The 23,158-nt window shown below is 65.8% G+C and carries 22 protein-coding genes; 8 read left to right on the top strand and 14 right to left on the bottom strand.

Annotated features, from left to right (window positions below; all coding sequences use genetic code 11):
• Positions 1 to 40: 40 nt before the first annotated feature.
• The gene (locus V7082_RS06145; protein ID WP_334146807.1) at positions 41 to 367 is read left to right on the top strand and encodes an ArsR/SmtB family transcription factor; all 327 of its coding nucleotides are present in this window, start codon (positions 41 to 43) and stop codon (positions 365 to 367) included.
• Positions 364 to 567, top strand: a complete 204-nt coding sequence (locus tag V7082_RS06140; RefSeq protein ID WP_334146805.1) for a YgaP family membrane protein — start codon at positions 364 to 366, stop codon at positions 565 to 567. Before V7082_RS06145 ends, V7082_RS06140 begins: the two co-directional genes overlap by 4 nt.
• A gap of 146 nt (positions 568 to 713) precedes the next feature.
• On the opposite strand, the gene V7082_RS06135 is transcribed toward V7082_RS06140, so the two are convergent.
• From V7082_RS06135 to V7082_RS06105, 7 genes are all read right to left on the bottom strand, one after another.
• Complete coding sequence (locus V7082_RS06135) at positions 714 to 2,927, bottom strand: TonB-dependent receptor plug domain-containing protein (protein WP_334146803.1); 2,214 nt, start codon at positions 2,925 to 2,927, stop codon at positions 714 to 716.
• A gap of 91 nt (positions 2,928 to 3,018) precedes the next feature.
• Entirely contained in the window at positions 3,019 to 3,345 is a 327-nt protein-coding gene (locus V7082_RS06130; protein WP_334146802.1) for a hypothetical protein, read from the bottom strand.
• A 67-nt stretch (positions 3,346 to 3,412) separates the two neighbouring features.
• Positions 3,413 to 4,084, bottom strand: a complete 672-nt coding sequence (locus V7082_RS06125) for an SDR family oxidoreductase (RefSeq protein WP_334146800.1) — start codon at positions 4,082 to 4,084, stop codon at positions 3,413 to 3,415.
• 1 nt (position 4,085) lies between these two features.
• Complete coding sequence (gene hutX, locus V7082_RS06120) at positions 4,086 to 4,616, bottom strand: heme utilization cystosolic carrier protein HutX (protein WP_334146798.1); 531 nt, start codon at positions 4,614 to 4,616, stop codon at positions 4,086 to 4,088.
• Positions 4,613 to 6,016 (bottom strand): heme anaerobic degradation radical SAM methyltransferase ChuW/HutW, encoded by a 1,404-nt coding sequence (gene hutW / locus V7082_RS06115; RefSeq protein ID WP_334146797.1) that lies wholly within the window; start codon positions 6,014 to 6,016, stop codon positions 4,613 to 4,615. Before hutW ends, hutX begins: the two co-directional genes overlap by 4 nt.
• Positions 6,017 to 6,333: 317 nt before the next feature.
• Positions 6,334 to 7,224 (bottom strand): energy transducer TonB family protein, encoded by an 891-nt coding sequence (locus tag V7082_RS06110; RefSeq protein WP_334146795.1) that lies wholly within the window; start codon positions 7,222 to 7,224, stop codon positions 6,334 to 6,336.
• Between the two features lie 178 nt (positions 7,225 to 7,402).
• Positions 7,403 to 7,744: an antibiotic biosynthesis monooxygenase family protein gene (locus V7082_RS06105; RefSeq protein WP_334146793.1), complete on the bottom strand. Its 342-nt coding sequence runs from the start codon at positions 7,742 to 7,744 to the stop codon at positions 7,403 to 7,405.
• 403 nt (positions 7,745 to 8,147) lie between these two features.
• Between V7082_RS06105 and V7082_RS06100 the strand changes: the two genes are divergently transcribed.
• The 4 genes from V7082_RS06100 to V7082_RS06085 all read left to right on the top strand — a co-directional run bounded on the left by V7082_RS06100 (position 8,148) and on the right by V7082_RS06085 (position 11,852).
• A complete protein-coding gene (locus V7082_RS06100; protein WP_334146791.1) occupies positions 8,148 to 9,077 on the top strand; it encodes a heme/hemin ABC transporter substrate-binding protein in 930 nt (309 codons plus the stop codon).
• Positions 9,074 to 10,171, top strand: a complete 1,098-nt coding sequence (locus V7082_RS06095) for a FecCD family ABC transporter permease (protein WP_442909761.1) — start codon at positions 9,074 to 9,076, stop codon at positions 10,169 to 10,171. The genes V7082_RS06100 and V7082_RS06095 overlap by 4 nt, the downstream gene beginning before the upstream one ends.
• The gene (locus tag V7082_RS06090; protein WP_334146787.1) at positions 10,164 to 10,994 is read left to right on the top strand and encodes a heme ABC transporter ATP-binding protein; all 831 of its coding nucleotides are present in this window, start codon (positions 10,164 to 10,166) and stop codon (positions 10,992 to 10,994) included. Before V7082_RS06095 ends, V7082_RS06090 begins: the two co-directional genes overlap by 8 nt.
• Before the next feature lie 111 nt (positions 10,995 to 11,105).
• Complete coding sequence (locus V7082_RS06085) at positions 11,106 to 11,852, top strand: SDR family NAD(P)-dependent oxidoreductase (RefSeq protein WP_334146786.1); 747 nt, start codon at positions 11,106 to 11,108, stop codon at positions 11,850 to 11,852.
• A 69-nt stretch (positions 11,853 to 11,921) separates the two neighbouring features.
• Here the strand turns inward: V7082_RS06085 and V7082_RS06080 are convergent, their stop codons facing one another.
• The 5 genes from V7082_RS06080 to V7082_RS06060 form a co-directional block, all read right to left on the bottom strand.
• Positions 11,922 to 12,809 carry a universal stress protein gene (locus tag V7082_RS06080; RefSeq protein ID WP_334146784.1) on the bottom strand — a complete coding sequence of 296 codons (888 nt, stop codon included), beginning with the start codon at positions 12,807 to 12,809 and terminating at the stop codon, positions 11,922 to 11,924.
• 15 nt (positions 12,810 to 12,824) lie between these two features.
• Positions 12,825 to 14,126, bottom strand: coding sequence for an ABC transporter ATP-binding protein (locus V7082_RS06075; protein ID WP_334146783.1), 1,302 nt, complete (start codon positions 14,124 to 14,126; stop codon positions 12,825 to 12,827).
• 12 nt (positions 14,127 to 14,138) lie between these two features.
• On the bottom strand, positions 14,139 to 15,875 hold the full coding sequence (locus V7082_RS06070; protein WP_334146781.1) for an ABC transporter permease: 1,737 nt from the start codon (positions 15,873 to 15,875) through the stop codon (positions 14,139 to 14,141).
• Between the two features lie 335 nt (positions 15,876 to 16,210).
• Positions 16,211 to 17,548, bottom strand: a complete 1,338-nt coding sequence (locus V7082_RS06065) for a ferredoxin reductase family protein (RefSeq protein WP_334146779.1) — start codon at positions 17,546 to 17,548, stop codon at positions 16,211 to 16,213.
• 121 nt (positions 17,549 to 17,669) lie between these two features.
• Positions 17,670 to 18,974 carry an NTP/NDP exchange transporter gene (locus V7082_RS06060; RefSeq protein WP_334146777.1) on the bottom strand — a complete coding sequence of 435 codons (1,305 nt, stop codon included), beginning with the start codon at positions 18,972 to 18,974 and terminating at the stop codon, positions 17,670 to 17,672.
• A 124-nt stretch (positions 18,975 to 19,098) separates the two neighbouring features.
• Between V7082_RS06060 and V7082_RS06055 the strand changes: the two genes are divergently transcribed.
• Both V7082_RS06055 and V7082_RS06050 read left to right on the top strand, forming a co-directional pair.
• A complete protein-coding gene (locus V7082_RS06055; RefSeq protein WP_334146776.1) occupies positions 19,099 to 20,421 on the top strand; it encodes an amino acid ABC transporter substrate-binding protein in 1,323 nt (440 codons plus the stop codon).
• A 14-nt stretch (positions 20,422 to 20,435) separates the two neighbouring features.
• Entirely contained in the window at positions 20,436 to 21,689 is a 1,254-nt protein-coding gene (locus V7082_RS06050) for a L,D-transpeptidase family protein (protein WP_334146775.1), read from the top strand.
• A 94-nt stretch (positions 21,690 to 21,783) separates the two neighbouring features.
• Here the strand turns inward: V7082_RS06050 and V7082_RS06045 are convergent, their stop codons facing one another.
• Both V7082_RS06045 and V7082_RS06040 read right to left on the bottom strand, forming a co-directional pair.
• The gene (locus V7082_RS06045) at positions 21,784 to 22,572 is read right to left on the bottom strand and encodes a cobalamin-binding protein (RefSeq protein WP_334146773.1); all 789 of its coding nucleotides are present in this window, start codon (positions 22,570 to 22,572) and stop codon (positions 21,784 to 21,786) included.
• A gap of 8 nt (positions 22,573 to 22,580) precedes the next feature.
• Complete coding sequence (locus V7082_RS06040) at positions 22,581 to 23,150, bottom strand: hypothetical protein (RefSeq protein WP_334146771.1); 570 nt, start codon at positions 23,148 to 23,150, stop codon at positions 22,581 to 22,583.
• Positions 23,151 to 23,158: the final 8 nt, after the last annotated feature.

Genomic DNA, 23,158 nt, shown 5'->3' with positions numbered 1-23,158 from the left:
CCGCTTGACGGCGATATCAGTATAATCTAATTTAGTAAACATGAATATTAAAGAGCTCGTTTCGAACAGCGAGGAAGCGGCCGACCTTCTCAAGGCGCTCGCCAACCAGCATCGCCTGATGATCCTGTGCGAACTGCACAAGGGGGAGCGGTCGGTATCGGCGCTGGAGGCTGTTGTGCCGCTCAGCCAGTCGGCCCTCTCGCAGCATCTCGCCAAGCTCAGGGAGGGTGGCTTCGTCGCGACGCGACGCGAATCCCAGACGATCTACTACAGCCTGGCGGACAGTCGCGTCGTCCGCCTCATCGGCGTGTTGCACGAGCTGTTCTGTGCTCCCGCCGGGTCCAAGCACCGGAGGACGTCGAAATGACGATCGATCGCGCCGTTCTGGCTTTCGCAGGCTGCATGATTCTGGCGAGCCTCGCGCTCAGCCAGGTTCATAGCCCCTACTGGCTGCTGCTCACGGCCTTCGTGGGAGTGAACATGCTGCAAGCCTCGGCCACGGGCTTCTGCCCGGTGGCGATTGTGCTCAAACGTCTCGGCGTGCGCCCGGGCGTCGCGTTCTCCTGAGGTCGGCCGGGAGCGGGCTGCGCTTGGCGGGGGCTCGTCTTTTCTGCCGACCCCTGCGCCGCCCGATGCCGGCCTATTCCAAACGCACGCCCGCCACGGCCGTGATCACGGCGTGACGGGCGAAGCATGCTCGTTCAGGCCAAGCGTCAGAACCTCATGCGGGCAGTCAATTCGACGCTGCGGCCCACGCCCGGAAGTTCGTCGAACGACGAGCGATACTCCTCGTTGGTGAGATTGTTGAGGCTGATCGCGAATGTCGTCGACTCGTCGCGCGTGAGCGCTCCGCCGAAGGCAAAGTTGAGCGTCGCCCAGCTCGGGAGCGAGTCGGTTTCGACGGAGGCGCTCGTGGTATTCCAGGAGGATAGCTTCACGCCGCTTGCAGCCCGTACAAAAAGATCGGCCCACAGGGGGAACCCTCCGATCACCGTTTCGTGGCGCACGCCGAAGCGGCCGGAAAATTCCGGCGTATTGCTGTTGTAGGTATCGAACTCGTTGAGCTCGAGCTCGCGTTTCATCCATGCGCCATTCACGTAAGGCGTGAACGCGGTGCCGGGGATGGTGTATTCGGCCATGAGCTCGATGCCATAGGTCGTCGCCGCGTTGACGTTGTCGTAAATGTACTCCGCCGCGGTCGCGGTGGCGGGACATGCCGCGCCCGTGCCGCAGTGGATGGTGGCGATGTAGTCATCTGCCGTCGTGTAGAAGCCCGTCAGGTCCACGGCGAGACCGCTTGCGTTATACCGGGCGCCGATCTCGTAGCTCCGCGACGTCTCGGGATCGAGATCGGGATTTCCATATGTGAGCGTGCCGCGGCCGGCCGACGAATCCGTGAAGAGCTGCAAGAGCGTCGGCATGATATAGCCTTCCGCGTAGTGGGCTCTGAGCGTCGTATCCTGGATGCCCGTGTAGACCAGGCTGGCGGAGGTGACGATGTGGCCGTCGCTGTCCGTCCCGAGCTCTTTGCTGGCGTTGGTCGTGTAATCGAGCTCGGTCTCGACATAGTAGTAGCGGGCGCCGGTCACGAGCTTGAAGTCCTTGGCGAAGGACCATTCGTTCTGGGCGAAGGCGGACGCCGTCCGGATGAACGCATTGTCGACGCCCTCTGAGTAAGTGGTGCTTACGATGGGGGAGAGAGGGGGGGGCCGTGATATCGTCGCGACCTGCGTCGAGGTCTTCGCGGCATCCAGGCCGTCCGACAGGTAGTGAATACCCATGATTGTGTAGTGATCGGGATGGAACTGGAAATCGGCCTGCGCCGTGCCGCCGAAGTTTTCGATCTGATCGTCGGATGTCGACGTCACCCCCACCGTTGTGCTGGCCGTAGGCCTCATCACGACTTCGTTCAGGAACAGGCGATCGATCGTCTGATAGTAGGCGTCGACATGCACGTTGCGCAGAACGGGGCCAAGATCCTTGCCGTCGTAGTAGAGACCGACCTTCTGGCGGTCGCGCTGGGGCAGCTCAATTCTGAAATCGGTAACCGGATACTCGAGGGTCGTCGGATCAGTCCAGCTTTCGGTCGACAACCGGTTCTGCTCCGCCTTGAAGGCGAGGTAGTGGTTCTTCGCGGCACCGAAGGTATAGCCGAGATGCAGATAGAGATTGTCGGTGTCGAACGATGTCCCATCGAGCCTCCCGGTCGACGTGTATCGCCCTTCCGGAACCTTGCGGTCGCCGTGATCCTCGAGGCCGCCTGAGATCCGATAGTCCATATTGTCTATCGTTCCCGAAAGGGCACCCCATCCCTGATATCCCCGGGTTGCGGAATAATAGCTGCCACCCAGCTCGACCTCGACGGGCTTCTCGGATCCCCGTTTCGTAATGATGTTGATGACGCCGCCGATCGCCTTGGCGCCGTAGAGGACCGACGCAGGGCCGCGCACGACATCGATGCGCTCCACGTTGCTCGGATCAATCAGGATCGGCGTGCCGTACGTGCTATGGTCGGTGATCTCCTGCCCGTCGACGAGGATGGTGACGCGCGCCGAGGATTCACCGCGGATACGCAGGCGCTTCATGCCGGCGGCGGACGCGTCGACGACCTCGACGCCCGGGACGTCACGCAACATCTCGGCGATGCTCTCGGGCGCCTTGCGCTCGAGCTGCTGCTGATCGATGACGGTGACGGACGCCGGATTGTTCTGCACGGAGACCTCGGTCCGCGTGCCGATCACGGTGACCTCGTCGAGCCAGACGGTGCTGTTCTGGGCTCGAGACGGCACAGAGGCGAGCGACGCTGCCGACAGCATCAGGCTCACTGCGATGCCCTTCGTCAGGGGCCGGCATGGGGAGCGGCGCGGAAGCGGGCCTCGCGGATGCGCCCCGCCTTCAGCCCTGAGGCCCAGCTTCATCGTCTTCATGGTCGTGTCCTTCCCTGAAATACGCCACAACAAGGCCGTCTGTGAAAACGCGTTGCCGCGCCACAGTGCAATCCGCCGGCTTTCTCAGCCGTCAGTTCTGTTCCGAAAGCAGCTTCTGCGCAGATGACACGCAGAATCGAACGGGTTCGGGTGGAGCTCGAGCCGAAGCGCCTTGGCCGTCACAGGCTGCATCGGCGGCGCGCGGCGTCACCCACGCCTCGCGCTCGTCGAACGTCACGATGTACCGGTACGCGCCGGCGTTTTCTCCGCTGTGCGAGAACGGTTCGAAAGTCGCCTCGGAGCGCCGGCAGACGAGATCCTTGATCGGCAATTTCTGGCCCGCCAGAATCGTGCTAACGGCCTTCGCGCGGCGCTCGCATTCGTCGAGAGAGTCCGTATTCACGAACGCTGCCGACATGTCTCCGCTCTCGAGCATCGTCAATATGATCATGAGAAAACTGAGTTTCATTCCCGGCCTCGCTCGCTCATGCTGCCAGAGGAAAAGGCGCGATCGGATTGACGCTTTTCGCCTGGTCGGCATCGACCGCGGCGAAGGCCCGTCCGGCCGTCGTTTCGTCTCGAAGCGCGCGCACAACAAGGTCCGCCATGTCTGCGCGGTTGATGAAGCCATGCATCGCGGGGTCCGTCGTCAGGATCCCACGCCCGGTGGCCGGCTCCGACCGCAGGCCTCCCGGCCGGATGATCGTGCCTGAGGGAATCGTGCGCTTCAGATGCTCCTCGGCGCGGGTTTTCGCGTCCACGGCGGCGCCGAACGCTGCGATAGCGCGCTCGGACCGATAGGGCGCCATCTCTCCGCAGCCGATCGATGTCACGAGGACGAAGCGGACGATCTTGTGCACTCGGGCGCAGTCAATGACGTTGATGTTTCCATCCTCATCAACGTAACGGCCGGACGCGCCCCGTCCGCCCAAGGTCGACACCACATCGAGCTCTGCCAGAGACAGAGCGAAGGCCTGCTCCACGTCCGCAAAGGAGAATGCGTCCCCGCCGACAACGTGGACGCCTTGTGCGTCAAGATCGGCGCGCTGAGCTCCCGGCCGAAGCATGGCGAAAACCGGAACGCCCTCCTTCCGCAACTGCTGCGCGAGAAGCAAACCGACACCTCGGCTCGCCCCGAAGATCAGTACCGGCCTCATGTCAATGCATGCTCCCGGCCGCCGGGAAGCGGCCTTCCAGCTGAGAGAACTTTTCAACCTGATCGGCTTTGAGGCGCTTTGTCTCGTCACGGCCGACGAAGATCTTGAACATGGCTTCCCCATCGGCGTTGAAGAACTGCACTGACGCCGTGTCCTTGCCCATGAACGGGCGCCGCAGGAACACGATTGCCTTGCAATTGTCGGCTCGCAGATGTCCGCTCAACGCGCTGCCGCCGGACAGATTGTAGAAGCCGTGGCCCATGCTTCCCGTCGGGAGCGGGCCTTCGAACTCCAGGATGGCGTCCCTGGTATGCGAGATGATCGTGACGCTTCCCCATTGGGAGATGTCCTGCATGACATCGATGAAATGGGCGCCCGATATCCGCTTCCACATGGCAGCCGGAAGGCATTCGACGGTGTCCTGCAGCGACAGGCCGTGCTGGGAGGCGGTGCTCTCCAGGATGCCGCCGGGGTTTTCCGCAAGCTCCTTGCGGACGAGATCGTGGGGTTCTGTCGAGCGAGAATTGGTCATGATGGCTGCGATGCTCTCTGATGAAGTTCCGGGATGTGGTTCGCATCGGCTGAAACGCCAGGAACGGCGCCAGGGTCGATTTCGGACAGGATTGAGTCGAAAGCCGAGATGAGATTGCTGTACCAGAAGCGTCCTGCCGTCGTGAGCGATACGACGTGACCTGCAACCAATACGAGGCCCGCGGCGCGCCACTGCTCGATGAGCGGGGCAACGCGGGCTGCAAGCGTGTCGCCATGGGGGAGGGCGATACGTTCGAGATCCAGGCGCCCGACCTCGAGGCCGGCCGTGATCGCATTGCGCGCGGGTTGCAATGAATTCGACACGCGCATTCCGTCGAGCGGCTTTTTTCCGGCCGTGACGGCGTCACGATAGGTGTCGAGGTCTGCCGCGACGGAATAACTGTATCGGCCGAGCGTGCCGCCGGCTCCCGAGCCATAGGCAAGGCAATCGGCACCCTCCTTGATGCGCAGATTGTAGACGTTGCGCTCGCGCGGCGTTCGCGCCCAGTGGCTGTTGCTGATCTGAGCCCAGCCCTTGGCGGCGAGGAATTCGACACCGGCCCGGTACATGGCGCCGATGTCCTTGAGCGTTGCGGCAGCAGGAAACTTGCCCGCCCCGATGGCTTGCTGCAGGGGCGTTCCGGGAATGAGGTTGAGGCCGTAGAGATCGACGCCGTCGGGCGCGATATCCGCGGCGATGCGCAGATCCTCGCTCCAGATCCGGTCGCTCTGGCCGGGAAGCCCGTAAAGGAGGTCGATAACCACGGCCGCGCGATTGCGATCGCGGATGGCGCCGACGAAGCCAATCGCCTCCTCCTTGCCCGCGCGCCGCCCCTGCCGCCGCCGGACGGCGGTATCGAAGCTCTGCACTCCGATGGAGATACGATTGACTCCGGCCTCGAGGCTGGCGTCGATCTTCTCGGGATCGAAATGGATGATGCGCCCCTCGAGCGTGATCTCGCAATCGGGGGCGAGGGGGAGTGAGCGTTTGACGGTGCGGAGAATTCGCGAGAGCTCTTTTGCGGAGAGAGCGCTCGGCGTACCGCCTCCGAGATAAACGGCCTCGATCTCCTGGTTCCCGGGCACCGGTGCGGCGGCCTCGTGCTCGATCTCCTCGACCAGAAGATCCACGTAGGACGCGGCGCTGCCCGGCGTGTAGGCGTTGCGGTAAAAGCCGCAGAACAGGCAGTGGTTGGCGCAAAACGGCACGTGGATATAGACGAGCCGCTTATTGGGCGAGCGATGGCTGCTCATAAGGCGAGCCCATGTGGCGGGCACCGCGTCCTCGGCGAGCGGCCGCTTGTGCCGCCACGGCAGGACGGCACGGCGCGCCGTGAACGCGTCGCGGAGCGGGTCGTCTCCGATCCGAGCGAAATACGGAGCAAGATCCGCCGCTGTCATCTCAGAGCTCAACGCACCAACGCTCCCTTCCTTACGGGCGTGTCATGGGACACCGATTGCACGCCCGATCGTCTCGTCCGATCCGCACGAGTGATCCATGAGCGCGGAGGCGAACATAAGCGGGAAGGGGAGGCTCAAACTTGTCGTCGAGCAATTAGTTGATATTTTAAGTATAGATTTCGACGGAACATCGCGTGCGTGTGGCGATTTGCACACAGGCTGCGCGCCGTTCGTCGGAACGCGGCCGCGGCTCAAGCGTTCCTTATGCTGTCTATCAGTATACACTCTATAAGCAGAAAGCCCAAACAAGACGGTCTTCATCGAGCGAAACGAACCGGCACGCTCAAGTTGACGGTCCCGCGGCCGATACCGGCGGGCGGGGCGGGAACGGGGCTCGCGCGGCGAGCAAGTGCGACGGCTTCGCGATCGAGAATGGCGCTGCCGGAAGAGCGGATGAGGCGTGCCGACAGCACGCGGCCTGAACGATCGATGGTGAAGGAGACCGATGCCGTACCGCCCGCGGCTCCGCCTGGATGGCGCTTGCGCCGGTTGAGGTGCGCCATGACCTGGCCGCGCCAAGTCGCCATCGACATCGATGAGCCCGTGCTCGACGTTGGTGCGGCGGTGCTTTTCACGCGTGCCGCTGCCGAAGGCTTTGGCGCGGAGGCCTGCTGCGCCACGGATTTTTTCTTGGGCTTGGCCTTCTCATCCGTCTCTTTCTTGGTTTCACGCGTTTTCGGCTCCGCAGGCGCCTTTTCCTTGGCCGGTCTCGCAGCCTGGACCTCCAGAACCGCCTCAGCCTCCGCGATCGCCGGCAGGTCCGGCATCTCGAGCATGGCGGAGACCGTATCGTCCCGTGTCGCGTGCAGAGTTTCGGACGGCATCTCGGCAGCGAGCGGCTCCGGCTCCGTCGGCGTGTCGTCGAGAGGCTCCGTCTTCGTCTCGACCGGTTTCGCCTCCTCGGAGGCTTGCTGGAGGAGGCCCGCCTCAACCTCCTGCGGCGCGGCTTCGGGTGCGGACGGCAGCGGCGCGAGCTCGATCAGCATGGCGGCCGGCGGCTCGTCCGCGGAACTCTCCGGCGATGGCCAGTGCGCGACGGCCAGCGCAACGCCGCTATGCACGGCCATGGCGAACAGGGCGGCCAGCGTCCAGCGCGCCAGGGTCTGGCGCTTCGTCTCGGCGCTAGCACGACACGCGACCGGGCTCACGGTGCCTCCGGTGGAACGAGGCGCGATCGCCTCGGAAGATCAGGCCAGAGGCAGCGCCTCTAGGCTGGCAAGACGGATACGGAAAGAGGGGCGTGTTGACGCCTAAGGCGCGTTCGATCGGATTGCAGAGCCGACAGGGCGAACGGCCGGGCGCCATGGGGCTCTTGCGGCTTACGGTTCATTCTGCGGCGACGCTGCGGGTTCCGTCTTGGGCCACCGTCTGAAGCACGCTAAACCCCTCGAACTCGGGATGGCCGAGATAGAGCGGCTTGGCCGATCCCGCGCTGGCGTGAACTTTGCGGAACTGCTCCGATTTGGTCCAGGCTTCGAAGTCGGCCTTGGAACGCCAGATCGTGTGGGAGGCATAAAGAACATGATCCTCGCGCTCCGGCCCCTTGAGCAGGTGAAATTCGATGAAGCCGGAAAATTCGTCGAGGTGGGTTTTGCGCGAGCTCCAGACCTTCTCGAAGTCGGCCTCCGCACCTTTCACGACCTTGAAGCGATTCATGGCGATGAACATCATCTTCTCTTTCTTGATCTAGGCCTCAGCCTTCGGACGATCTGCGATGGAGTTCGGTGACAGCGCCGCTTGCTTGATCTTGATCAAACAAGCGGCGCTGTCACCCGGAAGCCCAGGCAGTGCGGGAGAAATTACTGGACCCCGAAACAGTCCGTCTCGCACTCTGTCCGCTTGCGGAACGATCTTCGCAAAACCCGCATCTACCGGCCCCCCGGCGTCGGTGCGATGCTCTGCAGAGAGCAGGACCTCGGGACCGCGTGTGTTCCGCGAGACGCACTTTACGCGAGACCGTATTATTCAATACTTTACGCGTCAACAAATAATCGACACAATCGAGACGGACCCGAGCTCGCGTCACCTGATCGTGTCGCGGGCGGGTTCAATCTCATCAAGCGGGTGCTCCATGCTTTCTCTGCTGAAGTGTATTAGCCGCCTTCTCTGGGTGGCGGGACTTGCCGCGGCGATCATTCCCGCGGGCCGGCAATCTGCGATGGCCGACGCATTTTCTGAAGATCAGCTGCAACGCATCGTGTCGGTCGGAGGCGATGTCACCGAGATCATTTTTGCGCTCGGTCTCGGTGATCGCGTCGTCGCCGTCGACACGACGAGCCAATATCCGCCCGATGCGGTCAAGGAGAAGAAGAGCGTCGGCTATATGCGCGCTCTGTCGACCGAGGGCGTGCTTTCGGTGGCTCCGACGCTCATCGTTGCGTCGGCCGAAGCCGGGCCGCCGGAGGTCGTGGCGGCGCTCAAAGGCTCCACTGTTCCCTTCGTCGCGGTCAAAGGCGAAGGCACTCCGGAGGGCGTCGTGCACAAGATCAAGGCCATCGCCACGGCGCTCGGCGTCGCCGGCGAGGGGGAAAAGCTCGCGAGCCGCATCGAAGCGGAGTTTGCAGAAGCGGCCGCGCAGAAGGCCAAGGTCACGAAACCCGTGCGCGCCCTTTTCGTTCTTGCGCAACAGGAAGGGCGGACCGTCGTCGGCGGGGCGCATACGGCGGCCGGGGACATGTTCTCGCTGGCTGGCGCCGTCAACGCCGTGACGGGCTTCGACGGATACAAGCCCTTGAGCGACGAAGCCGCGATCACGGCCGCGCCGGACGTCATCGTCGTCATGACGCGCAACGGCGGTGTCGGTGCCGACAACTTCGCGCAGGCCATCGGCTCCATGCGGGGCCTTGCCAGCACGCCCGCCGCCAAGTCCGGCCGCATCATCGAGGTCGATGGCAGCTACATGCTGCAGTTCGGCCCGCGGGCGGCCTCGGCGGCGCTCGACCTCATGCACCGGTTCTATCCCGAGCTCGGCCCCGCGTCCCGAGAGACGGCAGGAAAATGATGTCCAGCTCGTCGGCTTCAATCGCCGATCCGTCCGAGAGGATATTCCAAGGACCGGACCGCTTGCGCCAGCGCCTTTTCGTGCTGATGCTGGCGGGCGCGATGCTGGTCCTTGCCGCCGTCCTGTCGCTCTCCGTCGGGGCGACAGGCCTGTCGCTCGAATCCGTACCGGACGCCGTCGCCGGGCTCTTCGGAAGCACCGATGCCGTGAGCACGCGCGCGGCACTGGTCCTGGTCGAGATCCGTCTTCCGCGCACGGTGCTTGCCGCCATGGTGGGCGCTTCGCTCGCGGTCGCCGGAGCGATGATGCAAGGGCTCTTTCGCAACCCGCTTGCCGATCCCGGCCTCGTCGGCGTTTCGTCGGGAGCGGCTCTCGCCGCCGTGTCGGTGATCGTGCTCGGGCACGGCATTGCGGCGCCCATCGTGGGGCCGCTCGGGCCGCACGCCCTTCCTGTCGCGGCCTTCGCGGGCGGGCTCGCCATTACCGGCGCGCTCGTGCTGCTGGCCGGAGGCCGGCGCTCCGTATCCATCGCCGCGCTCCTCCTTGCCGGTCTCGTGATCGGCGCGCTAGCCCAGGCGCTGATGGGCCTCATCGCCTACGTGAGCGACGATCGGGAGTTGCGCGATATCACGCTCTGGACGCTCGGAAGCCTCGCGGGCGCAAGCTGGACCAAGGTGATCGGCGTCGCGCCATTCGTGCTGATCAATATGGCGTTGCTGCCGCGTCTCGTGCGCGCGCTGAACGGCCTCCTTCTCGGCGAGGCCGAGGCGTTCCATCTCGGCATCGACGTCGAGCGCGCCAAGCGCGGAATCATCCTGGCGACCGCGGCCTCGGTTGCCGCTGCCGTTGCCGCCGCCGGCATCATCGGTTTCGTCGGCATCATCATCCCGCATATCGTGCGCCTTCTCGCGGGGCCGGACAACGGCGTCGTGCTGCCGGCGAGCGCCATGCTCGGCGCCGGTCTCGTGCTCGCGGCAGACGTCATCGCGCGCATCATCATCGCCCCGGCCGAGCTGCCTCTCGGAATCATCGTGGCCTTGATCGGCGCACCGGTCTTCCTCCACCTCGTACTGCGGCGGGGGGCCTATGTCTGAGCGCGCGTGCTGCCTCATTGCCGACGGCGTCGGCTACGAGATCCGCGGCCGGGCTCTCGTTGCGAACGCGAGCCTCACCATCTCGAGCGGCGAGATCGTCGCCGTGCTGGGACCCAACGGCGCGGGAAAATCAACGCTGCTTCGCCTGCTCGCAGGCGAGCTCACGCCCGCGGCAGGCAGGATCGTTCTGGCCGACCGCGACATGAGCACGCTCAGGGCCCCTGATCTTGCACGCCTGCGTGCCGTGGTCGCCCAGGCGAGCAACCTCAACTTTCCGTTCACCGTGCAAGAGGTCGTGCGGCTGGGGGTGTCCGTGCCCGGGCTGACCCGCGGCTCGCCTCGCATCGAGGCCACCGTGGCCGATGTGATCGCCCGGGTGGGGTTGACGGCTTTTTCCGGGCGGCTTTTTACCGAGCTTTCGGGCGGCGAGCGCCAGCGCGTGCACATCGCGCGGGCGCTGTGTCAGCTGGCGGTCGCGCGCGAGGCGTGCGCGGGCGGACGGCTGCTTCTGCTCGATGAGCCCACCTCGAGCCTGGACATCGGCCACCAGCGGCTCGTGCTCAACGCCGTCCGGCGGGAAGCCGAGACGGGGGTCGGCGTGCTCGCCATCATGCACGACCTCAACCTTGCGGCGGCTTTCGCCGACCGCGTCATCATCATGAGCCGCGCTCATGTCGTCGCCGTCGGAACGCCTCGCGAAACCATGACGAGCACGATCCTCGAGCGCGCGTACGAATGCCCTATCGCCGTCGCGTATATCGATGACGCCCCAGTCGTTCTGCCGACAGAGGCGATGGACGATCGGTTCAAGGCACGTGTTTGATTTCGGTCAAGCCTCGCCGGCGGCGCCTCCCTCTAAGGTGGATCCGTCGCCTGTCGCCGGACGCTCGTGCCGCGCGTCAGGCACCCGGGACAGGTCTCGATGGGAGCAGACATGACCACAGAGCGTAAGGTTGCCGTCGTCACGGGAGCCAGCAGCGGAATCGGCCGCGCGATTGCAGACAAGTTTCTTTCCGACGGATACCGGCTCGTTGTCATGGCCCGCTCGGAGCCGGAATTGCTGGAGATCAAGCAGCGCGCGCCGGAGGATGTCCTGGTCGTCACGGGGGACGTGACGAAGGCAGCGGATCTCGACCGCCTGGTGGCCGATGCCGTCAGCACCTATGGGACGGTGGACGTCGTCATTCCGAATGCCGGCGCCGCAAAGGTCGTGCCGTTTGCGGAGAGCGACCCCGCCGCCATCGCCGAGCAGTTCAATCTCAACTTCGTCGCCGCGACGGAGACGGTGCGCAAGCTCCTGCCCCACATCAAGTCCGGCGGCAGTGTGATCTTCATCACCACGTTCCTGACGACCGTCGGCTTTCCGGGGCTCGCCATCTACAATTCGAGCAAGGCGGCATTGAAGTCGTTCGCGCAGACGCTCGCGGCCGAGCTGGCCCCTCGCGGCATCCGCGTCAACTCTCTCGCGCCGGGCCCGATCGCCACGCCGCTCTGGGGCAAAGCCGGGCTTCCCGAAGACGTGCTCGCGAGCGTCGCGGAGACGTTGAACAAACGTCTCATGACGGGCGGTTTCGGGGAGCCGAACGACATTGCCGAGACCGCTCTGTTCCTCGCGTCTCCCGGCGCGAAGAACATTTATGGCCAGGAGATCGTGGTGGACGGCGGCTATACGATCGGTTGATCGGCGTAAGCCGATGCGTTCTGGGAGCAGGATCGATCGTGGCTGCGGCGCAACGGCCGGCTGCCACGATCAGTCCGGGACAGATGCGACGAGGACGTCACAGGCCGCCTCCCTCAGCACGCGCTGCGTGACACTGCCGAGAAGCGTCCGAAGAATGACGCCGCGGCCGTTCGGGCCTAACGCCAGGAGATCGATGTCGCCGCTCCTGGCGAGGCGGAGCAGGGACGGAGCCGGTTCGCCGTCAAGAATATGCGTGCCGACCGTCTCGGTGCCGAAGACCTCGCGCACGAACCGGGAAAGTCTTTTGTGGGCGCTCGCCCTCTTGGCCGAGCGATAGGCTTGCATGTCGGTCTCCGAGGTGCCTGCGCGCAGCATGGCCTGCTCGAAGGTGAGCGGAATGGAAAAGGCATGCACGAGCTCAAACCGCGCCGCGGGAACGAGCAGCAGAGCGCTTTTGGCGGCCGCGGCGGACTGCGGTGAGAAATCGACGGCGGTTGCCACCCGCCGATAACGGGCGGCCGAGCGATCCCGCACCACGAGAACCGGCACGGGCGACGTTCTGACCACCCTGTCGGCCGTGGAGCCCAGGACTTTCTCGCCGAGCGAATGGTATTGGCCGGGCCCGATCACGACGAGATCCGCGCCCCGCGTGCCGGCGACGTCCGTGATGACGGCATGCGGCGCGCCGAAGCCGACCTCCACATCGGCGGACACCGATCCGCCTTCGGCCAGCAGAGCCGAGATCGCCGCTTGGGCCTGATGGGTGAGGCGCGCCTCGAGGTCGGTCTCGTGCCGCTCCGGCGGGGACGGCGCCAGCGCCAGCGACGACGCTTCGACGACGTGAACCACGACGAGCCGGGCACCGTGCTCCGTCGCCAACTGAACGGCCCGCGCCAACACGGCGTCGCTGCCGGCCTCGAGGTCCAGAGCCGCTACGATCGTCTTCACGGTCTCCATACCGGGCCTCTTTCCTCAAGGATTGTCCAGGCTGAACGCATGCGTGTGGTCATCGTAGGCAAAGACTTCGGCGTAGCGGCCGAGGTCGATGACGGCGCGCAACGTCTGTTCCGCGGCGTCCGGCGACATGTAGTCCTCGAGCTCGTCCGCAAACCGGCTCCAGGGCGCGCGATGGCTCGGCCGTTCGTCGAGCACGCGCCGGATGTGGGCTGCGAGCGCAACGTAGGTTACGAGGTGCTGTGCAAAGAGGCGCTTGCGGTGGTCGGTGTCGACGCCTGCGAACTGGCGCCCCTCGGACGTCAGGCGGATGTCGCCGCCCATCACCTCGGCGAACCGCAGCATCTGCAGCGTTTCGGCCACCGGAAACAGGTCGTCGATCTCCATGTGCAGGGATGCGGCGATGACCGGCAGGTCGGCCTCGCCGTCATAGGGCGGCCCGGCAACGGCTTCGAGGAGGCCCGCGAGAAGGTTCGATGAGACCGGGGGGAGGATCGTGCCGATGCCCGCGCCGGGGAACCGCTCGACCCGCTTGCCGGCATGCTCGGCCGCAGAGCGGATCGTCATCTCCACGTAGATGCGCTCGACGAGGTCGCGGAAGCCGGGATCGAGACGGGCGCGCGGGTGCGGCAGCTCGACCGTGATCTCCTTAAGGATCCGGCCCGGGTTGCTGCCGAAGACGAGGATACGGTCGCACATGAGCACCGCTTCCTCGATGTTGTGGGTGACCAGGATCACGCCCTTGATCGGCAACTGGCCCTCCGACCACAGGTCGAGGAAGTCGGTGCGCAGCGTCTCGGCCGTCAGTACGTCGAGCGCCGAGAACGGCTCGTCCATGAGAAGAATGTTGGGGTGGACCACGAGCGCGCGCGCAAAGCCCACGCGCTGGCGCATGCCGCCCGATAGCTCGCGCGGATAGGCGGACTCGAAGCCATCGAGCCCGATCAGGTCGATGGCCTCGATCGCGCGGCGGCGGATCTCGCCGGGCTCGAGGCCGAGCGCCTCGAGGCCGAGCTCGACGTTCTCGAGCACGGTGAGCCAGGGAAACAGTGCGAAGCTCTGGAACACCATGGCGATGCCGGGCGGCGGCGCGGTCACGGCCTCACCGAGGTAGCTGATCGATCCCGCCGCCGGCGCGGAGAGGCCGGCGATGAGTCTCAGCAGTGTCGATTTGCCGGAGCCCGAGCGTCCGAGCAGGCCGACGATCTCGCCTTCCCGCAGTACGAGGTCTATGCCGTCGAGCACGAGCAGCTCGCCGCCGTCCGGCTTGCGGAACGACTTGCGGATGCCATGAATGTCCAACAGCGAGGCGGTGTCCATGGTGCTCTTCCTTCAATCGAGGCGGAACTTGCGCTCGGCGAGCGCGTAGAGCGGTCGCCAGAAGGTGCGGTTGATGATCACGACGAACGCACTCATCACGGCGATGCCGAGCACGATGCGATGAAAGTCGCCCGCTTCCGTCGCCGCGGCGATGTACGCACCGAGGCCATGGGCCTTGAGCGTCGTATCACCCCAGCTCGCCATCTCGGCGACGATGCTGGCGTTCCACGATCCGCCCGAGGCCGTGATCGCGCCGGTCATGTAGAAAGGAAACACCGCCGGCAGTGCGATCCGCCGCCACCACAGCCAGCCACGGACATGGAGATTGCTGCCGATGTCGCGCAGCTCGCTCGGGATCGCCGAGGCCCCGGCGATGACGTTGAACAGGATATACCATTGGGTGCCGAGGATCATGAGCGGGCTCAGCCAGATATCCGGATCGAGCCGCAGCGCCACGATCGCCGAGACGGCGAGCGGAAACAGAAGGTTCGCAGGGAAGGCGGCCAGGAACTGGGCGATCGGCTGGGCGAAGCGGGCGGCCCCGGGGCGGAGCCCGAGCCAGACCCCGGCCGGCACCCAGATGAGGCTCGCAAGCGCGATCAGCACGAAGACGCGTGCCATGGTGGCGAAGCCGAGCAGCACGGCGGTGCCCACTTCGCCCGGCGCGACGCCGGCCAGCACAAAGGTCGCGATCTTCCACCCCGCGCCGAGGCAGGCGGCCGCGATCGCGGCCCACCAGAGGTGATCGAGCCACGTCTGCCGCGCGCCCGCCGCGTCCGGATCCGGCGATGCCTTGGCCGGCCGGGCCGGCACGCGATAGGTCCATCGCCATGCCGTTGCGACCGGCTGAACCGCACGCGACACGAGACGCGACCGGCGGAGCATGGTCAGAACCCAGGAGCGGGGCGGCGGCTCCGCACCGGCCTCCTGCGCGAAGCGGAAGCGGTCGGCCCAAGCGACGAGCGGCCGGAACAGGAGTTGGTCGTAAACGAGGATGACGACCAGCATGGCGGCGATGGCCCAGCCGATGGCTCCAAGGTCTCGTTGCTGGATGGCGAGCGCGATGTAGGAGCCGATGCCCGGCAGCGCGACAGTCGTGTCGCCGACGCTGATGGCCTCGGATGCGACGACGAAGAACCAACCGCCCGACATCGACATCATCATGTTCCAGACCAGCGCCGGCATGGCGAACGGCGCCTCGAGCTTCCAGAACCGCATCCAGGGACTGAGCCGGAACGAGCGCGACGCCTCGGCGAGTTCCTTCGGCACCGTCCGCAGCGACTGATAGAAGCTGAACGTCATGTTCCAGGCCTGGCTGGTGAAGATGGCGAAGACGGCGGCCAGCTCGGCGCCGAGCACTTTTCCGGGCGCGAGGGACATGAAAAACACCACGGTCACCGAGATGAAGCCGAGGATCGGCACCGACTGGAGAATGTCGAGCAGCGGGATCAGCACCCGCTCCGCGCGCCGGCTTTTGGCGGCCCAGGTCGCATAGGTGAAGGTGAAGACGAGCGACAGCACCATCGCCGCCAGCATGCGCAGAGACGTGCGCATGGCGTATTCCGGCAAGGCGGACGGATCGAGGCGGATGGCGCCCATGCCGGGCTCGGGCAGGGGCTGCATGACGGCGCGGCTCGCCTCTGCGAGCAGAACGAGGGCGCCGAGACTGAGAAGGACGGCGACCAGATCCCAAAGCGTCAATGCCGCCAGACGAGAGGCCATGCGGCCGGACTGGAGCGACGCCCTCATGCGCAGGGCTCCACCGACTGCGGTGCCAAGAGCGATCGGATAATTTGAGAGACGCCTTGCAGAGCGCCGCGTGGTGAAGCGATGACATACAGGATCACGTCCGGTCACTCCCTGGTTGCGGCAGGAAGCGCCGGGCCGGGTCTCAGCCTAGGCCCGGATCGGTTCCCGCATGCTCAAAGGTCGACTGTCGTCGCTCATGGCTGATCCTCGCCGGCAGCCCGATGTGGCAGGCTGCGCGTGCCGGCATCGGATAGCACCGCTGGCATCCAAAGTCACGCCGGACGCCGACGACGCGCGACGCACACGATCTGCGATGGCGCTTGGCGAGCGCTGCCTCAGCGCATCGCGAACAGCTCCTGATGGAAATCGGCCGCGGCGAAGCCATGGGCGGCGAAGTCCTTGCGCAGGGCCTGTCCGAACTGGGACGGACCGCAGAACCAGATGCTCGCCTCTTTCCAATGCGGAACGGCGGCCCGGATGCGATCCCCGTTGAGCAATCCGTCCTTCGCATCGACGAGGACATTGAGGCGCACGTTGGCGGCCTCGGCGTTGGCCGTGAGCTTGTCGATCGCGGCCTGGTCGAAATCGGTGGTCGGGTGAAAGAGGACGATCTCCTGCGCGGCCGGCGAGCGGGCCAGTTGCTTCATGCGGGCGATGAAGGGGGTGATGCCGATCCCGGCGCCGATCCAGATCTGGCGCGGTCGCTCATCGCGGAAGTCGAAGCAACCGTAAGGTCCTTCGAGGGTGACCGGCATGCCGGCGCGCAACGTGTCGGGAAGCCGGCCGGTGTGGTCTCCGAGCTCCTTGGTGACAAAGACAATGCGGTGCTCCTCGGGATCCCAGGCGGATGCGATGGTGTAAGGGTGCGCCCCCTCCTTCCGGCATGAGGTCACGAAGGCGAATTGACCGGCGTGATGGCCTTTCCACTTATCGTCCGTGATCCGGATGGTGGTCTCGAGCACGCGCAGCTCCGGATAATGAAACGTCCCCTCGATCACGCCCGAGGCCGTGCGGCCGGCGCCGATCCGGCGCGAGAGCGCGATCAGGGCGGCCAGTGTTCCGACGAGCAGCAACGCGCCGATGACCCAGCCAATGGGCTGCGCCCAATATCTGAACCTGATGAGGATCACGGCGTGATAGACGAGCATCAGGTAGGCGACCGCGATCCACCTGTGCGTCTTGGCAAACAGATGGTAGGGAAACCGCTTCCAGAGCGCGAGACCGATCAGCACCACGGCGGCGTAGAACGCCCATTCGCCGGCGAACTCGGCCAAGCCGCGCTGGCTTCTCAGCCAGCCCTCGATCGGACCGAGGGCCTGCCCGCCTCCGGGCCTACGATCGGGCCGCGTCAGCCAGCCCCATCCGACCATCCATCCGGTGCCCTTGGCCCACCACCAGTGGACGATACCGAAGACGAGCGCGGTGATGCCGAGCCACTTGTGCAGCCGGTACATTTTGTCGAGCCCGCCGAGATAGGGCTCGATCCGACGCGGGCGGATCGCGAGCAGCGTGGCGAGGCTCATGGCGCCGATGGCGACGAGCCCCGTGTACTGGAGCAGCACGATGCGGAAGGAGAAATACGTGAGCGGCTCGGGGAAAAACGTATCGGCGAGAAGCCACAGAACGGTGAGGATGGCGATGAAGCCAACGAACGCAATCCTGATCTTGTTCATGTAAACCCCAATGCGCGCAACGGTGCTCTGAATCCGGGAGCGCCCGGAGCTTCGAAGCACGGGATAGTATTGAACCTGCTCTCAAGGTCGACTTGATTTCGGACAACTGCTCGTCGCCGCGTCAACGCTCCGTAAGGCGCTGATCGAGCGCTTTGTCGAAGCGGGAGGCCATGGCGAGCCACAGGCCGGCGATCGGAATCGAGAGCAGGGCCACGGCCGAGAGGGGCCAACCCATGGCCTTTGTCAGGCCGTTGAACACGGCGCCCGACAGCGCATCGCCGCCGCGATAGACCACCGTGTCGATGAAGGTCTGCGCCTTGTAGCGCTCGTCGAGGTCGACGGCCGTGTACAGCACCTTGGTGGATGGATTCGACAGGGCGAAGGCTGCGACCCGCTCGGCGACCATGATGGCCGCGACGACGTGCAGACTGGGCATGGCGGCGTAGAGAGCAAGGCCCGCGATGGTGACCGCAGGAAGCACGGAGGCCGCGACGCCGATCCCGAACCTGGCCATGATGCGGCCGGCGAGGACGATCTGCACCAGCACCGTCCCAACGCTCGTGATCAGATCGCGTGCGGCGAAGAACTGGACGCGCTCGGTTGCGTCCTTGATGGTTTCGCCCGCGAGCCGTGCCTGCTCGAGATAGAAGAATGTCGAGATGAGGTTGGCGATCAGGATATAGGCGGCGATGCGCAAGAGATAGCTGTCGCGCCACACGCGCTCGGCACCGGAGAGGAGCGTCCGCAGCGTCGGCGGCGCGTCGATGACGGTGTCGTTGTGTGCCGCGGCCGGTGCCGCCGTCCTGAGCCAGACCGACAGCGCCGCCGCGATCACGAACACCGTGGCGGCAATCAGCAGCAGGTTGCGGCCGCCGACGACCGGCACCAGCGCGTTGGCGGCAAGAGGCCCCAGCACGGCGCCCATCGTGCCGCCGGCGGCGATGAAACCATAGAGGCGCTTCGCCTGTCCGCTGTCGTAGATGTCCGACATCAAGATCCAGAACAACGAGACGACGAACAGATTGAAGACGCTCGCGAATACAAAGAAGGCGCCGCCGAGCGCGCCAGTGCCGGCGCGCTCGCCTCCGAGCGCGAGCCAGAAGCCGATCATCACGGCGACGAACAGGCCGTAGATGGCGGGGAGCACGGCGCGACGGGAGACGTGCGCCACGATCCAGCCGAACAGCGGAACGGCCGCCAGCATGACGACGAAGACGAGCAGGAACCAGAGCTGACGTTGATCGGCGGTCGCTTCGGCGCTGATATTCTCGCGCACGGGGCGGATCAGGTAGTAGCCGCCGAGCACGAGCGCGAACGTTGCGAACGAGCCCACCGCGGCGGCCGTCTCGGCGGGTTCGATATCGACGGCCCGATGCAGAATACCTGTGGAGGAAGAGGCTCCGTTCGCTTCCGTTCGCTCTCTCATCGGCTTTATTTCCCCCCTGTGCCGCCCGCGTGGTACGGTCGCACGGCCCGGAGCAAAGCGGTAGGCTGGCGCGGCCCGCCGACGCCGGGTGGGGGTTTTTGTCGTCTGACGGGGGAATCCAGGAATGATCAGAAGCGGAACGGCCTTGGGCGTCGGCGCGGCGGTGATCCTTTCAGCGATGAGCGTGGCGTCGGGCCCCTCGGAGGCTGCCTATCGCCTGTGCGCGCTTCGGGACGGGCCAAGCGGTCCGTGCACGTGCAAGAGCGATGGCGACAGCGCGGGACAGTTCACCGTGGTCTCCAAGAGCCGCTGCCGGATTGCTGCTGCGGCCCCCGCCAAAGCGGAAAAAGGCACGGAAGCGGCCTCCACACCGGAGGCGACGGCCGCTCAACCGAACGCGACAGCCGGCACCGAGGCGCCGTCCGCGTCTCCGCAAGCGGCGGCAGCGCCTCGGGACGGGAGTGGTCCGATCACAACAGGCGCGCTCCCCTCGACGACGGGCACGCGGCTCGATCAGGTGCGTCAGCGCGGCAAGCTGCGGTGCGGCGTCAATACGGGCCTGCTCGGCTTCTCCGCACAGACCGAGTCCGGTGTCTGGGCCGGGCTCGATGTCGATTTCTGCCGCGCGCTCGCGGCTGCGGCGCTGGGAGACGGCGAGAAAGTCGAGTTCGTGCCGCTTGAGACGAGTGAGCGGTTCGATGCGCTCAAGGACGGCCGCATCGACGTGCTCGCGCGCAACGCCACCTGGACCATGAACCGGGAGGTCGATCTCGGCCTGCGGTTCGCCGGCGTCCTCTACTTCGACGGCCAGGGGTTCATGACCAGCGACGATCGCGGCTTCGTCTCCGCCCAGCAGCTTTCGGGATCCAAGGTCTGCGTGGAGGCCGGAACGACGAGCGAGAAGAACATGGACTTCTTCTTCAAGTCGGTCGGCATCGAGGCGCAGGCGATGGTGTTTCCGACCCGTGAGGAGATGCTCAAAGCCTACACGAACGGGAATTGCGATACCTACACGGGAGACCGTTCGGCGCTCTTCTCGAGCCGCGCGTCGTTCCCCGAGCCCGCCAGGCACGCGATTCTTCCGGAGGTGATCTCCAAGGAGCCGCTGGGACCCGCCGTGCTCAAGGACGACGGCGAATGGACGGAGATCGTGACCTGGACGCTCGCCGCGCTGATCAACGCGGAGGAGGTCGGGCTCGACAAGCGCCTCGCGGGGTCGGCGGATCCGCTGAGCGACGAGCAGCAGCGGCTCATCGACGGGGCGGGTGAAAGCGGCGAGAAACTGCACCTCGACAAGGCGTGGGTGCGTACGGTGGTCGCGGCGGTCGGCAACTACGGCGAGATGTTCGAGGCGAATGTCGGCAAGGGGAGCCCGCTCGGCATGGAGCGGGGCCTCAATGCGCTCTGGAAGCGCGGCGGCATTCTGACAGCGCCGCCGATGTGGTGAGGCCGAGGCCGATGATGATCCTGAAATCCGTGTCGGGCCCGATGGCAGATCGCGTCTCGAAAGCGTTCCGGCTCGCCGTCGCGGCGATCGCCCTCGCTGTTCTCTCCGTGACGCCGGCGGGCGCGCAGAGACAGCGCATCCCGCCGCCGGCGCCTAGCGTCGAGCCCTGGGTCAGCCCGTCTCAGATCGGCAACCTGCAGCAGGCGATCGCCCTCTATCAACGCATCGTTGCGGCGGGCGGCTGGCCGAAGCTGCCGGATCGCATCACGCTGAGGCCGGGCGACAGCGACGCCAACGTCGCCATCCTGCGCAAGCGGCTCGAGATGAGCGGCGACGTGCGTCCCGGCGGCGACCCCTATACGTTCGACACCGCGCTCGAAGCGGCCGTCAAGGGCTATCAGCTTCGCAACGGGCTCGAGCCGACCGGCATCGTCTACGGCATTACGCAGCGATCGCTCAACGTTCCGGCCGACGTGCGGCTGAGGCAACTGCAACTGAATCTCGCACGCATGCAGGAGCTGCTGCCGAAGCTCGCTGCACCGCGCTACATCCTCATGAACGCGGCGAGCTTCGAGCTTCAGGGGATCGCGGGCGGGCGCGTCCAGGTGACGAGCCGCACCATCGCGGGCAAGCGCGCGACGCCGACGCCGGTCGTCAGTGCGTCCGTGCAGGCGATCAACCTGCTGCCCTACTGGCACGTGCCGGGCACCATCGCCAAGGCCGCGCTGATTCCGGCGGTGCGGAAGGATCCGTCGTATCTCTACAAGGAGCGCATCCGGGTTTTCTCCTCATTCGGCGGCGAGGAAATCGATCCGGCGCTCGTCAACTGGTGGGGTCCGGAAGCCGAGCGTTACGTCTTCCGGCAGGACCCGGGGCCGCAGAATGCGCTCGGCGTGCTCCGCTTCGACATGCCGAACAAGAATATCGTTTACCTGCACGACACGCCGATGAAGAACCTGTTCGGCTATTTCGAGCGGGCCTACAGCGCCGGGTGCGTGAGGGCTGAGAACTACCTCGAGGTGGCGGAGTGGGTGCTGGCCGGCCAGGGCGGATGGACGCGGGATCAGCTTGCCTCGGCGATCGCCGCCGGGCAGCGCACGACGATCAAGCTCGCCCAGCCGGTGCCGGTGCACTTCATCTACCTTACGGCGTGGACGGAGAACGGCGGCGTGCAGTTCCGCAACGATCTCTACAACCGCGATACGCAAGCGTTTGACGGCGGCGAGGACGTGGCCGCGCGCCCGATGACGCTCTCGGTCGCGCCTTAGGCAAACGCTTTCCCACCTTTGATAGTATCGGAAGCAAGGCCGCCATTCATGCGAAGTGGACTCTACGTCGCGTGAAGGCGTTCTGGCCGTGAGGTCATGGGGTTCGGTGCAGCGCGGCGCGGATGGCGTCGAGGCCGTCGGTCAGGGCCGCGGGGCCGGGCTGGAGGATGAGCGGGGATTTGATCTCGACGATGCGGCCCGACGCGACGGCGGGGATGGCGCTCCATCCTTCGCGCGCCCGGATGCTCTCGATCCTGACCTTCTTTCCGCACCAGGAGGCGAGCACGAGATCTGGGCGGTGGGCGATGACCTCCTCCGACGTCACGATGCGCTCGCTCGCCGTGGGCTTCATGGCACGGTCGGCAAAGATGTCGGTGCCGCCCGCAATGGCGATCAATTCCGAAACCCAGCCGATGCCCGAGATCATCGGGTCGTTCCATTCCTCGAAGTAGATGCGCGGGCGGTTCACGTGGCCCCGCGTTTCGGCGGCGATGTCCGTGATGCGGGTTTCGAGCTTGCGGGCCAGCGCGTCCGCCTTCGCGGGCTCGCCGATGAGGGCGCCCAAGGTGCGGATCATGGCGAAGATGCCGGCGAGGTCACGCTGGTTGAACAGGTGGACGGAGAAGCCGGCGCGGGCGAGATCGGGGATGATCGGGCCCTGGATGTCGGAGAACGCGAGCACCAGATCCGGTTTCAGCGCGGCGATCTTCCCGACGTCCGCCGATGTGAAGGACGAGATGCGCGGTTTTTCGCGACGCACCTCGGGCGGGCGGACGGCATAGCCCGAGACGCCGACGATGCGGTCCTGCTCGCCGAGGAGGTAGAGGGTTTCTACGGTCTCCTCGGTCAGGCAGACGATGCGTTCGGCCGGGTAGCGCCGCAAGCCCCTGATCAGGCCGAGGCGGTCGTGGCGGCCGGCTGGGCCGGCTTCACCAGCGCGAGAGCGACGGCGACGCGGTGGATGAGGAGGAAGCCGGCATAAGCCACCGCGTTGATGCCCAGAACTTCGCCGACGACGGAGAGCGAGAACGAGTCGCCCGCATAGCCGGTGGCGACGCCGAAGGCGTAGAGCGCGAGCTGGTAGACGGCAAAGGCAGCAGCAAAGGCGACGAGCACGGCGGCAAGCCGCGACGTGACGACGGGGGTCACGGCAACGGCGGCGCCATAGCCGAGCACGGCAGCGACGCCGATGGCAGCGCCCCAGGCGTAGGTGTCCGCCGTATGAGGATAGCTCAGGAGCACAAAGCCGACGGCCTGGTTGACGATCCAGGCGATGAGGACGAGCAGCAGTCCCTCCGTCCGGCGCAGCGTCAGAGCGGCCAGCGCGGCCACGGCCGCCAGCGGGGCCACGCAGGCCAGGCCGTAGCTGCCGACAACGGTCAGACCGGCGATGAGCGCGATCCAGAGGTTGGTGCCGGAGGTCTCGGAGGCGGCGCCCGTCGCTGCTGTGCCCGTGGTCATGGTCGATC

This window comes from Hyphomicrobium sp. (genome assembly GCF_036833075.1).
Classification (GTDB): domain Bacteria; phylum Pseudomonadota; class Alphaproteobacteria; order Rhizobiales; family Hyphomicrobiaceae; genus Hyphomicrobium_C.
This window is presented reverse-complemented; position numbering and strand designations above follow the sequence as displayed.